Source organism: Okeania sp. SIO2C9 (assembly GCF_010672455.1).
Classification (GTDB): Bacteria; Cyanobacteriota; Cyanobacteriia; order Cyanobacteriales; family Microcoleaceae; genus Okeania.
Genome location: NZ_JAAHGO010000005.1, coordinates 147,181 through 161,120, shown reverse-complemented (window position 1 = coordinate 161,120; position 13,940 = coordinate 147,181). Strand labels below are relative to the sequence as shown.

Annotated in this window: 4 protein-coding genes; all 4 read right to left on the bottom strand. The window is 38.3% G+C overall.

The features are described 5' to 3' along the window. Nucleotides 1-6: 6 nt before the first annotated feature. Genes F6K23_RS05930 through F6K23_RS05915 form a run of 4 tightly spaced genes read right to left on the bottom strand, consistent with a single transcriptional unit; the run spans nucleotide 7 to nucleotide 13,913 of the window. Complete coding sequence (locus F6K23_RS05930) at nucleotides 7-4,959, bottom strand: type I polyketide synthase (RefSeq protein ID WP_293151936.1); 4,953 nt, start codon at nucleotides 4,957-4,959, stop codon at nucleotides 7-9. A 1-nt stretch (nucleotide 4,960) separates the two neighbouring features. Further along, on the bottom strand, nucleotides 4,961-11,899 hold the full coding sequence (locus F6K23_RS05925; protein WP_293151934.1) for a type I polyketide synthase: 6,939 nt from the start codon (nucleotides 11,897-11,899) through the stop codon (nucleotides 4,961-4,963). Further along, entirely contained in the window at nucleotides 11,887-12,663 is a 777-nt protein-coding gene (locus F6K23_RS05920; RefSeq protein WP_293151931.1) for an enoyl-CoA hydratase/isomerase, read from the bottom strand. Before F6K23_RS05920 ends, F6K23_RS05925 begins: the two co-directional genes overlap by 13 nt. Further along, nucleotides 12,654-13,913 (bottom strand): hydroxymethylglutaryl-CoA synthase family protein, encoded by a 1,260-nt coding sequence (locus F6K23_RS05915; protein WP_293151928.1) that lies wholly within the window; start codon nucleotides 13,911-13,913, stop codon nucleotides 12,654-12,656. The genes F6K23_RS05920 and F6K23_RS05915 overlap by 10 nt, the downstream gene beginning before the upstream one ends. Nucleotides 13,914-13,940 lie beyond the last annotated feature (27 nt).

Sequence of the window (13,940 nt, the reverse complement as noted above, 5' to 3'; positions counted from 1 at the left end):
CAAATATTAGAGCATATTCTGAATTTTTTCCAGTTGTTGAGCTGCTAGTGTTTCAAAATCTTCTTCTGAAATATCTTCCAGAACTGGCAGTATTTTACCATCTCTTTCTGATACATCAGTTTTATTCATGCCATCCTCGGATAGGCTATTTTCTGTTGTCTTCCATGCCATTAATTCCTCTACATATAAGGACAATTTCATAATTGTTGGATATTCTATAGCTATTGTCTCAGGTAAGTTAATTCCTAGTTGATTTTGCAGTCGATTTTTTAATTCCACTGCCATTAAAGAATCCATTCCCATTTCCATAAACCCTAGATTCAGCTCAGGTAATTGAGATGAACTCAAACCTAGTACCTGAGTTACTTGCCCTCGAATATGTTCGGTTAAAATTTCTTGACGTTCCTCTAGTGAGGCCGTCTCTAATTTTGCTAAAATTTCGACTTTGACCTTCTGTTTCAGCGTATCATGTTCTGCCAATTCCTCCTTCTGTAATAATTCTCGTAGTAATGAACTTTTTTTGATACTACTCAAATGTTCTGCCAATACGGACCACTTGGCGGCTATTACACCTACCTGCTCCCTTGCCAATTGATTTCGTAACAGTAAATCTAAGGCATACATTCCTTCTTTGGGAGCAATCTCACTTATCCCACTTGCCTGAATCCGATTTTGATGCTCCACTGCTAAACGAGCAGCCATACCCCCTGATGCCCATGCTCCCCAATTAATGGCTAATCCTGATAATCCTCTGCTGCGACGATAACCAGCTAAACCATCCATAAAGGCATTGGCCGCAGCATAATTTCCTTGACCAGGGGAACCATTTAAGGAAGCCATTGAGGAGAAACAGACAAAGAAATCTAATGGCAAATTTTTAGTTAATTTATGTAAGTTCCAAGTTCCTATTACCTTTGGTGCCATGACTTTAGCAAAACGCTCCCAATTCATCTGTTGTATGGTTCCATCATCTAGCACTCCTGCTGTATGAATTATTCCTTTGAGTGTTGGTAAAGATGTATGAATCTTCTCCAAAATTTCGGCTATCTCTTCTTCAATAGAAACATCCCCTAACAAAACCTTGACTTGGCATCCTGCTTGTTCTAATTCTTTTATAGATTCTTGGACTTTTTCTGAAGGAGGGCGGCGCCCAGTTAAGACAATATTTTTAGCTCCCTTTTCTACCAACCATTCTGCGGTATGTAATCCTAACGCTCCTAATCCTCCAGTTATTAAGTAACTACCATCTAATGATAAGGATAGGGGTTGAGACAATTCTGGAGGAGATTGATTTGCCAGACGAGCTACATAGGTATTTTCTCCCCGTAAAGCTAGATTATCTTCTTCTAGTTCATTAACTAATAATTGCCATAGCATTTCTATTTCGTCTGCTTCTGGAGCTTGTGGGTCTAGATCCACTAATCCTCCCCATAATTGGGGATGTTCTAGGGACACTGATCTACCTAATCCCCACAGAGGCGATGCTGCTAGTCCTGTTATATTATTTTCTGTTACTGACTGAGACCCACGGGTTACTAACCATAGTTGGGGAATGCTAGAGTTTTTGAGTAAGGTTTGTAACAGGTGCATCACGCTGCCACATCCCCATATTTGGGTTTCTTCTAGAGTTTCAAGGGTTAAGTCTTTTGATTCGGGAGCGTCTAAACTCCACAGGTGAATTAACTTTGATAAGGGAGTTGGAGTATTTTGCTTAATTTCTTGATACAGTTTTTCAAATTCTTCAGGAATATGAGGATTTAGTTGATATTTTCCTGCTGCTAGTTTTTGATAGTTCTCCCCTCTATAAACTAAGCTATATTCATGACCCTGTTGTTGTAATTTTTGGGCTAATTTTTCGGCTACTCCTGTAGTATCGGCTAAAATTAGCCAATGACTTAATTGAATGTTTGTTGTTGAGTTACTTTGAGCTAAAGGTTTCCATTGAATTTCATAGAGCCAATTTTTTACAGTTAATGCTGTTAATTGTTCTTGATGTTGTTTAGCTAATACATCTAATATTTCTGGTAAGAGTTTCAGTTGTTCTGGTGAAAAATTTACCGCTCTTTCTAGTTGTTGAGTGAGGGTTTCTGTGTTTCCTTGAGTGAGTAGTTGAACAATTGGAGTCTCACCAATATTTTCTAACTTTTGATGTTGTTGTTTCTGTTTGTTTTCCGTTCTTTCTACCCAGTAACGTTCTCTTTGGAAAGGATACGTTGGCAATGCCACCTTCTGACGAGCATAACCTTGGTCAAACCCCGACCAATTTATTTTTATACCTTTAACATACAACTTTCCTAAAGTCAATAACATTTGCTGCCATTCTTCTACCCCTGGACGCAATGATGGCAACCATACTCCTGAATCTCCTGCTAGACATCTACGCCCCATCCCTAACAATATTGGTTTCGGTCCTATTTCCAAGAAAAGTTCATTCCCTTGCTCGTGCAATGTTTTTATGCTTTGATTAAACTGTACTGGTTGTCGGATATGATTTACCCAATATTCGGCCTTAGTTACTTCATTTCCTGCTTTTTGACCAGTTACATTTGATACCAGTGGTATTTTCGGCCGATTATAGATGACTGACTGAGCTACTGCTGCAAACTCGGCCAACATTGGCTCCATCAACGGGGAATGAAAAGCATGGGAAACTTGTAATTTTTTGGTCTTAACTCCTATTGCTTTTAACTTACTACAAATGGTTGCGATCGCTCCACTCTCTCCAGAAATAACCATACTTTCTGGTCCATTTATCGCTGCTATTGTCACTTGTGAACTATGATCAGCTATTACTTCAACCGCCACAGATTCTGAGGCCATCACTGCCACCATCTCTCCACCGGAGGGTAACTGTTGCATCAACCGTCCCCGCATAGCAATTAATTTCAGACCATCTTCTAAACTGAAAACTCCTGCTATTGTTGCTGCCACATATTCTCCTACACTGTGACCCATGACTACAGTTGGTTTGATTCCCCAAGATTCCCATAACTTAGCTAGGGCGTATTCTATAGCAAACAAAGCTGGTTGAGTATAACCTGTTTGGTCTAACAAATTCGAGGTTGACTTTTGTTCATCTTTAGGGTATACAGCTTCTAGTAGAGGCACTTCTAGATAGGGTTGTAAAATTTGGTCGCATCGATCCAAAGCTTGACGGAAAGTTGGTTGAGTTTCATACAATTGCTTACCCATATTCACATACTGGGAACCTTGCCCTGTGAATAGGAAAGCTAGCTTAGAACTTGCGCTACCACTATCAAATTCTCCACAAGATAGTCCAACCACTTCCTTTCCTGTTTTTTGGTCAAGTAGCTTTTCTACTAATTCCTTTTGGTCAGAAGCAATAACTGCTAGTCTATGCTTAAAATGTTTCCTTCCTGTATTAGCCGTGTAACATACATCTGCTACTGCCAAATCTGGATATGTTTCTAAATGCTTTTGATAACTACTGACTAAATCTGCTAAAGCTTTTTCTGTTTTTGCCGATAGTGTTAGTATATGCAGCGGACGCTCTAAATCACCCCCCCTTTCCCCATTTGTCTTAATTCTAAATTCTGAATTTTTAATTCTAAATTCTACAGGAGCTTCTTCTAAAACTATATGAGCATTGGTACCACCCATACCAAAGGAACTAACTGCTGCTATTCTTGGTTTTCCCTCACCAGACCAAGGCATTAATGAAGTAGGAATTTTTATTGGTAATCTATCCCAATCTACATGAGGGTTAGGTTGTTTTAAATGTAAATGAGGAGGTATTTCCTGATGCTGAAGGGCTAAAATTACCTTCATCAAAGATGATACACCTGCTGCTGCTTCTAAATGCCCAATATTAGTCTTTACTGACCCCACAATTAAAGGGTGATCAGCTGGACGATTTTTGCCGTATACTTCTGCCAGAGCTTCTATTTCTATGGGGTCTCCTAAAGAAGTTCCTGTACCGTGAGCATCCAAATAGCTAATTTGGTCGGGTTCTAACTTGGCATTTGTCAGAGCTTGTTGAATTACCTGTTTTTGAGCCATTCTATTTGGAACTGTCATGCCACTACTTGGCCCATCGTGATTAACCGCAGAACCTCGAATAACGGCTGAAATTAGGTCTCCATCACTAACTGCATCAGACAAGCGCTTCAAAACTAGGACACCACATCCTTCTCCCTGACCATAACCATTTGCAGCAGCATCAAAAGTCTTGCAACGACCATCAGGAGATAGTGCTTTCAGTTGGCAACGAGCAATAGTGCTGATGGGCGATAATATTAAATTGACTCCACCCACTAATGCCAAGTTGGATTCTCCTGAACGTAAACTTTGACAGGCTAAATGGGTAGCAACTAAAGAACTTGAACAAGCTGTATCTACCTGTATATTAGATCCTTGTAAACCCAAGAGATGAGAAATACGACCTACACCAACACTTCTATTACTTCCCAGAGTAGGGTAACTACTGGCTTCATTTAGAGTTACGGCAGCATAGTCATCTGTAGAGATACCCATGAAGACACTGGTCTTACTATTCTTAAGGTTTTCCCAGGTCTGTCCAGAATTTTCCAGTGCTTCCCACGTTACCTCTAACAGTAGTCTGTATTGAGGGTCTAAACTAACTGCTTCTCTTGGAGAAATACCAAAAAATAAGGGGTCAAACTGGTCAACTTGGTCGATAAACCCACCCTGTTTCGTGTAAGCTTTCCCTGGAACTTCTGGGTCTGGATCGTAATAGGCACTCACATCCCAACGTTCAGGAGGAACTGGCGTAATTGCATCTATACCATCATGTAATAAATTCCAGTATGTTGATGGGTCATTAGCTCCTCCAGGAAATCGACAGGCCATACCAACAATTGCGATCGGTTCGGTTTTGGCTTTGTTTACTGCTTCGAGCTTACCCCGCATTTCCTTCAAAGTTTGAAGTACTTCTTTGGATAAGACGTTTTGTTGGCTTGTTTGAGAAGTATTACTCACTTTAGTTTTCCTCCTTCAGCAAAGCTTGGATTTCTTGTAATTCTGAGGCGATGGCACTATCAATTTCTCCTTCAAATTCTGTTTCTATCTGCTTGGGAGGAGTTACTTCTTGACTTTCTTGAAGATCAATTTCCTCTTCCTCCCCTTCTGGGAAAATTTCTGCTATCAAGTATTCAGCTAAGTCTTTGATATTAGACTTTTCAAACAAGGTTGCTGTGCTGATGGAGGACCTAAAAGTAGAATTCAACATATTTCTTAGCTGAACTGCCATCAAGGAATCCATTCCCATTTTAAAGAATCCTAACTCCGGATCTGGAAGTTGAGATTTCGATAATCCTATAATTTTTGCTACATCATTTTGAAGATGCTCGATTAGCATTTGGTTCCGTTCACTTTCTGGAGCTTGATGAAGTTCTTGTAACAACTCTGAGCTTTTTTCCGAAGCGCGTTCTCCGTCTGTTGCTTCTGAGTATAGTGAAATTTCTTCCAGAAATGACCCTTTAGCTCCTAATTCATACAGTTCCTTAAATAAATCCCAATTTATATCTGCTACTACTGTGTGAGGGCTATTGCTTGCTAATATTTTCTCCAAAGCCGCTATTGCTTTTTCTGGTTCCATTGGTTTTACCCCCATTTGGTTTAGCAAATTCATTGCCTCTCCTGTTGCCATTCCTCCTCCTGACCAAGCCCCCCAATTTATGCTATAGGTTGGTAATCCCATAGATTGCCGATAATCAGTTAATCCATCCAGAAAATTGTTGGCTGCTGCATAGTGAGCTTGACCTTTTGAACCCCATACTGATGCAATGGAGGAGAAATTAACAAAAAAGTCGAGCTTTAGCTTTTGAGTTAATTGATGTAGCAACCATCCTCCTACTACTTTGGGACGTAGTATGGCTTCGAGTTGAGAAAGTTCCAACTCCTGAAGCAAGTGAAATCCTATGACTCCTGCTGCATGAATTACTCCTTTGAGAGGTGGCATTACTTCTTCTACTTGCTTGAATACCCTCTCCATATCTTCTTGAACAGATACATCTGCTTGAGTTACAACTACCTCTGATCCTTGCTTCTGTAAACTATTAATCTTCAATTGTGCTTGCTCTGATGGTTGAGAGCGACCGGTTAATACTAGATGTTTACATCCCTTCTCTACCAACCATTGAGCTATACTTAATCCTAATGCTCCTGTTCCCCCAGTAATTAAATAACTTCCTTCCTCACTCAAGGATAGTGGCTGAGACTCTGCTAAGAGTTTTCTTTCTAAACGAGCTACATAGATTTCTCCATGACGAATGGCCAGTCTATCTTCTTGCTCATCTTCTTCTACTAGTTGTAGTAGTATTTCTGTTTCGTTTGTGGATGATTCCTTGTCTAAGTCTATTAGTCCTCCCCATAATTGAGGATGTTCCAGAGATATGACTTTTCCTATTCCCCATAGTGGGGTTTGGGCTATTGCTACTTCTTCTACATCAGGTAAAACTGACTGGGAACCTTTGGTAATTAACCACAGTTGAGGTGAGAGTGAGTTCAAGTCCCAGTGTTTTTCCATAGCTTGCACCAGATGCAATACGCTACCACAACTATACTTTTGTGCTGATTCTAAAGCTGACTGAGTTAGTTGCTGAGAAGGTGTAGTTTCTAGACTCCACAAGTGAATTATTCTCAGACTTTCTCCAACAGTTATCTTTACTTCTTGGCAAAACCTCTCAAAATCTCCTGGATTAGATGGGTTTAATTCCCAACTTCCTGTTTCTTTTTGCTTGTAGGTTTCCCCTCTGAATACCATGAAACAGCGATCGCCTCTTTTTTCTAAGAGGTTTTTCAGTCTTTTACCTACACCATCTCTGTCGCTGAATATTATCCAATTTTTCGACTGTAGTTGTTTTTTCTGTTGTTGTTTAGCTGTTGCTTTTTGCCATTCTACTCTATAGAAAAGTTGTTGTAATGAAACATCAGAATAATGTAGTGGTTTCTGTAGAATTTCTTGGTTCCATTTGTAAATTTCATCTACTGACAATAAGTCTTGCTTTTGTGCTGTCATTACTACATAGCTGACTAGCTTCTTACGCAACATCTTGTATAGGTTGTCATAAGATTGAAGACCTACTCTGGCATTTTCGTTTAAATTACTTTTTTTACATATATAGTTGAGATTCTCTGTAAAATTTGGATCGTCTAGACCATTAGCTATTTCATTACTAATATCTACATAATGTATGATTTTCAGATGATTTTGTGATAGTAAATCTAACCATTCTTGTTGAGTTATGAGATAAGATGAGTGAGCATCATAATCGATACTAAATGAGGCGTTAGAGATAAAATCTGATAAGACTAAATTACCTTCATTATTTAAGTGATTTCTGATATTCAAAAATAGTTCTTTTTTCTTCTTGATGTGACAAGTTACTTCAAATCCATATATCAGATCGTAATTTTCTGGGAACTCATCCTGGGAACTATCTCCATTAATAATTTTGAGTCGTTCTTCTAGGTTTAACTGATTAATTTTTTGATTTCCTAATTCTACTTGCCGTTCTGATATTGTATAACCACAAAGCTCTAAGTGATTATACTTCTGCCCTAAAGTCATTAAATCTGTTCCATGACCACAACCAATATCTAGAACTTTCTGGCAAGAAGAAAAATCGATTTTCTGCCAACCTATATTTCTAATTTCTTGTTGAGCTGTTGATGCTAATTTATGATATTTTTCTTGTGTTTTTAATTTGGCGAAAAATAGAATTGATGAAAATCCTCTCATAATCCCCGGCAAAGGAATATAGTTCAAAATTGCCTCTTCATCCAGAACAGAAGCCAATTCATCATAATAGTCACCTACTATGTAATCTTGCTCTTGCAGATATTTTTGCTGTCTTTTAGCTAAAATATTTAATAACTTAGGTAATAATTTTTGTTCATCTTCTGTTAATTCTTCTGATAACTTCAGTTCTTGAGTTAATTCCTCTATGCCACCTTGATTAAGTAGTTTAACTAAATTTGAACTTTGATTAGTAGTATTCCGGTCTTGATTTTTAGAAGTATCTACCCAATATCTTTCTCCCTGAAATGGATAAGTTGGCAATGCTACTTTCTGACGAGTATAATCTCCGTCAAACTCTGACCAATCTACTGTAGCTCCTTTTGCATACAATTTTCCTAAGCTTGATAGCATTTGCTGCCATTCATTGTTCAAAAGCGCAGCATCCTCTAACCTCCCCCTTTCTAAGGAGGACGGGAGGGGGATTTTATTAGGACGTAATGATGGCAACCATACTCCTACATCTTCTGGTAAACATTGACGTCCCATCCCCAGTAATATTGGTTTTGGTCCGATTTCCAAGAATACCTCATAACCTTCCTCATGCAGAGTTTTCATACTTTCGGCAAACTTCACTGGTTGTCGGACATGATTTACCCAATATTCCGCAGTAGTAATTTCCACACCCACCTGTTCACCACTAACATTTGATATCAGTGGTATTCTAGGCTGATTATAGATGACTGACTGAGCTACGGCTGCAAATTCTGCCAACATTGGCTCCATTAACGGGGAATGAAAAGCATGGGACACCTGTAAATGCTTAGTCTTAACTCCCATTGCTTCTAACTTACTACAAATGCTTGCCAGCGCTTCACTTTCACCAGAAATCACGATACTTTCTGGTCCATTAATTGCTGCTATTGTCACTTGTGAAGTATATTCACTTATAGCTTTTTCCACTTGAGATTCTGATGCTATCACAGCCACCATCTCACCACCAGGGGGTAACTCTTGCATTAACCGTCCCCGCTCGGCAATTAGTTTCAGACCATCTTCTAAACTAAAAATTCCTGCTATTGTTGCTGCTACATATTCTCCTACACTATGACCCATGACTATATCTGGCTTGATTCCCCAAGATTGCCATACTTGTGCTAAAGCATATTCTATAGCAAAAATTGCTGGTTGGGTATAAGCGGTTTGATTTAATAGGAATGAGTTGGATGTGTCTTGATCTTCGGGATAGAGAATTTCTAATAGGGACTTTACAGACAACCTCCCTAAAATTTCGTCACATTTATTAATAGCTTTTCGGAATACTGATGACTTTTGATATAGTTCCTTCCCCATATTTACATATTGGGAACCTTGCCCTGTGAATAAAAAGGCTATTTTAGGTGGAGTGATATTGTTTGGTAGATTTCCCGAACATATTCCTGCTACTTCTTCACCTGCTTCGTATTGTGCGAGTTTTTCTACTAATTCATTTTGGTTAGAAGCAATGACTGCTAATCTGTGGTTAAAATGGGTACGTCCGGTATTAGCTGTGTAGCAAATATCTCCTAACTCACTGTCATTATTTTCTTTTTCCAGATAATTTTGATAACTAACAACTAGATCGGAAAGAGACTTTTCTGTTTTAGCTGAGAGAGTTAATAAATGCAAGGAACGTTCTAAATAATTTCCCTCTTGCACAGAAGCTGTACTATCACTTCTGACTTCTGTACGGGCGAATGGCCATTCGCCCCTACGACTTCTGACTTCTAGCGGTGCTTCTTCTATAACTAGATGAGCATTAGTTCCGGTCAAACCAAAGGAACTGACTACAGCTCGTCTTATTTGACCATCAGGGATTTTCCAATCTTTCAATTCTGTATTGACATAAAATGGGCTATTTTCAAAATCAATATGTGGGTTAGCTTGATTAAAATTTAACGAAGGAACTAACTTCTGGTTCTTAAGACACAAAGCGGTTTTAATTAAACCCGAAATTCCAGCGGAGTAAACTGCATGACCTATATTTGTTTTTACAGTTCCGATCGCACAAAACTGTTTCTTCTTAGTCCATTTAGAAAAGGTATTTGTTAACGCTTCTACTTCTATAGGATCTCCCAATACTGTTGCAGTTCCATGAGCTTCTACATAACTAATAGTTTCTGGATTAATTCCAAATTTATGATAAACTCCTTCTTCTAAACTGGTTTGAGATTGACTGCTTGGAGCTGTGATTCCGTTAGTATTACCATCATAATTAATTCCTGTTCCTTTGATTACTCCATAGATATGATCGCCATCTTGAATCGCTTGATCGTACCTTTTCAATAAAACGACACCACAGCCTTCGGCCCAAATTGTACCAGATGCTTCAGCATCAAAGGTTTTACAATGTCCTTCAGCAGATATCATTTGAGACTGACTCGACAAGATTTGTCCATCTGCTGTTGTCATAATGACTATTCCCCCAGCAATGGCCAGTTTGCTTTCTCCCCGTTGAATACTTTCACAAGCTTGATGAACGGCAACTAATGAAGAGGAACAAGCCGTATCAATAGCTACTACTGGGCCTTTTGTATCTAGAAAATAGGCAATTCTGGCGGATACCATTGACGGGAGATTTCCTGTGAGTGCTAGTCGATTATTCCCTACTCCTGCATCTGACAATAATTTGCTATAACCACTATCTGCTACTCCCACAAATATACCAAACTGTTGATTTTTGAGGGAATCAGGAGCATATCCCGCATCTTCGATAGCATGATAAGCTTCTTCTAAAAATATTCTTTGCTGAGGTTCCATAAACTCAGCTTCTAGTGGAGAAATTTCAAAAAAGAAAGGGTCAAATTTATCTATTTCATCTAAAAAACCAGCATATTTTGAATAGGATGTACCTGGATGTTCTGGATCGGGATGATACCAATTTTTCTGTTCCCATCTTCCAGGTGGAGCTTCTGTAATACTCTCAACTCCATTGGTTAAATTGTGCCAAAATTCTTTCCTATTTTTGGCTCCTGGATATCGACATGATATTCCAATAATTGCAATATCTGTAGTTGCTATATCGTTTTTATTCTCTGTTTTTTTATTTGTTTCTACTACTTCTTCTAATAAGAGTTTTTCAGCAGTTTCTAAAGATATTTCCCCAGAAATAAATTGAGATAATAGTTCTTCCGAATTATCCAATTCAATTGGCTTATTACTATTATTAGTTGGTTGATTTATTGTTGCTTTTTCTTTTACTTTTTCTTCACTTAAATTCAGCAGCATTTGTTCTGCTTTTTCTAAAGAAATTTCATCCAATTGTAATTGATTTAGTATTTCTTCTTGCTGATTTATTTGTTCTCGCTCTTGCTTGACAATTTTTTGATTCAATTCTAGCGAATCAACCATAGTTGTTGTTTCGCCAAAAATTTTCTCAATTCTACTTGCCACCTCTGGTTGATGAAAAGTTATGTCATGCATAGCCAGTTCTTTATCTACAAACTCAGGTAGCTTTTGGCTAATTTTTCCTCTTAAGTGATCCTTTAAAGTTATTAAAGATAGTCTAGGTTTTTCCGACATTTCATAAGCTATCTTTTTCGCAACTTTTAGCACATCTTTTCTTGGTACAACTGGAAAAGGAATACCCCGTTGAGCCAATTCTTTCCCTCGATAGTTTTGGGCAGTATACATCATTTCATACCCGAATACACCTAACTTCTCAGGTACAATTAACGTACATCCCATACCTGGAGTAAAACCATACTTCATAAAATTAGTGGTGTAAATACTTTCTTGACTGAACACAACTAAATCTGCATACAATCCAAAAACAAAACCTCCACCAATACTATGACCTTGCATGGCTGCAATTACAGGTATTTCACAATCTAGTGCTATCCTAAAAAAATCTAAATCATTAAATTTAATTTCTCTTTCGTAAATACCGATTAACTCTTCTTTTGTTCCTCCCGAACAAAAATAATTTCCATAACCTGTCAAAACTACCACTTTATAATTTTTGTTTTGAGCAACTGCACCAAAACATTTATATAATCCCTCAATTATTCCGGGAGAAAAGGCATTCCTGTTTTCTTCATCTTTCATCGTGATTTGCACGACACCATTACCCAACTCCACCAGTTGTACTACATCGGAGTTGCCCTTTACTCGGTCTAAATTAAGATTTACATTTGCCATGGAAATAATCCTTCTTTTTGAAAACGTTTAATTTTTTCTTGGATCGTAGGATCTGCTATTAGGTTAGAAATCTTATTTACAGCTAAATCTTGAGTTTCTGCTTGAATAATCCATAACTGATTAATATAATTTTTTAACTCTTTCACCCCTGATGAGGGTAAATACTTTAAACGTCGAATATATTTACTAATTAACTGATTAGTATTACTGCCATATTCATCGATTAATCCCCACTTATCAGCCTCTGATGCTGAGATAGTTTGAGTTGTTAGTGCTAAACGGTAGGCTTTTTGAAATCCCACTCGACGAATCAAAAAAGGCAATACACAAGCTGGCAATAACCCAAATAATAATTCTGATAAAACAAAAGTTGCTGTTTCATCAGCAATAACTAGATCGCTTGCTGCTACTAAACCCACTCCCCCTGCCTGGACTTTGCCACGCACAAGTGACAAAATTACTTTACTACTTTGAGACATTTGTTTCAAAATATTGTAGTAACCATGATTACTTGCTTTTGGGTCGAGTTGTTTTCCTGTTACCACTTCTTCAAAATCCATCCCTGTACAAAACACATCAGGTAGTCCTTCTAATATCACTACTTTAACGACTTCCTCTGCTTCAGCAGTTTGCAAAGCGGACAACAATTCCATCGTTAACTGACTATTGATACTGTTGTTAGCTTCAGGTCGATATATTTGAATCCTTTGTACAACGTCTTGATAACTGATTTTTAGAGTTTGATAATTCATAGTTATACCCATTCATATTCTCGGTGAAATTCTTTAATTCTTTTGAGCACTAAGCGACCTTTACCTTCAATTTGTTTCCACACACCAGGAAAGAGTTTGTAATCTAAAGTCACATTTCTAGTACCAAAGGCAACTGTAGAACTATGACTGAGTAACTGCTCATATTCTTCCATATTTAAGGAATAACGCATTGATAACTGTGATGAAATTTTTTGTTGAGCTTGAATTTCCTTTCCTTGTGGGGTGACAACTCCACTATAAAATTCCGAACAACAACCGGAACCATAGGAGAATATACCAATTCGTCGGGGGTGGCCAAAATCTGCATTGTCAATCATGCTAGCTAAAGATAAAAACACCGTCGCTCCCATAATATTCCCTACTTGTTGACAATAGACTAATCCAGGCATCACCCGTTTCTGAAAGTCTTCTTCAATCTCCACAGGTTTTGCCCTTTTGAATTTACGCATCATACTTCTGTGAGCGCCTTTTACCATACCTCCAAAAGGAGTATGAAAACTCAAGTAATCAAAAGTTTTTTGGTAATCTACTCCTTCTACCCGGTCTTGATACTGCTGGTAGGAATTTTCACAACAATCTAGGTAGGATAGCAATGATAAGTCTGCATCTCCTGCTTCTGAGTCTGGGTTAGGTCTGCAAGTATCCATGACTTCATAACCATAGTAACCATTACATCCCACATCAGCTTGGAAAATCTTAGGCACATCACTGACCAAAATAGCCACTGCCCCAGCACCACTACTTGGTTCTGCAAAAGACCAATCTTCGCCCTCGACTTCTCCTCCCTCTGCAACAAGAAACCGAGATATATCAGTTGCTATAACTAAAGCTTTAGCTCCTGGATATGTTTGGGACAAAATTAAGTTTAATGCCATCTGCAAACCTGCTGTCCCTGAGTAGCAAGCTTGCTTAATCTCAAACATTCGGCAGTTACGACTTAGCCCCAAATAATCCTGGATATAAGTGCTCATAGATTTGCCAAAATCAATGCCAGATTCGCTACAGGTCACTACCATTTTGATTTGTTGCTTTTCTAGATCGCTGAGGCGATCGATAATAGGTTTGGCTGCATTAATAGCGTAAGAAACTGGATCTTCATAAGGCATAGCAACTGTCTTCTCTTTCAACATAAGATTGTCGAAGCGAGTCATGTCTAACTGACGTGCTTGTCCTAACATTCGCACATCTAGTTTGGCCGAACCCCCATATACATTTAGTGCTTCAATTCCAACTTGTTGCATAAGTTTAATCCGAATTAAGAATTTAGA

Excerpts from the sequence above, each read along its gene's own strand:
- F6K23_RS05925 (WP_293151934.1), bottom strand. The coding sequence starts at position 11,899 with ATGGCAAATGTAAATCTTAATTTAGACCGAGTAAAGGGCAACTCCGAT.
- F6K23_RS05920 (WP_293151931.1), bottom strand. The coding sequence starts at position 12,663 with ATGGGTATAACTATGAATTATCAAACTCTAAAAATCAGTTATCAAGAC.
- F6K23_RS05915 (WP_293151928.1), bottom strand. The coding sequence starts at position 13,913 with ATGCAACAAGTTGGAATTGAAGCACTAAATGTATATGGGGGTTCGGCC.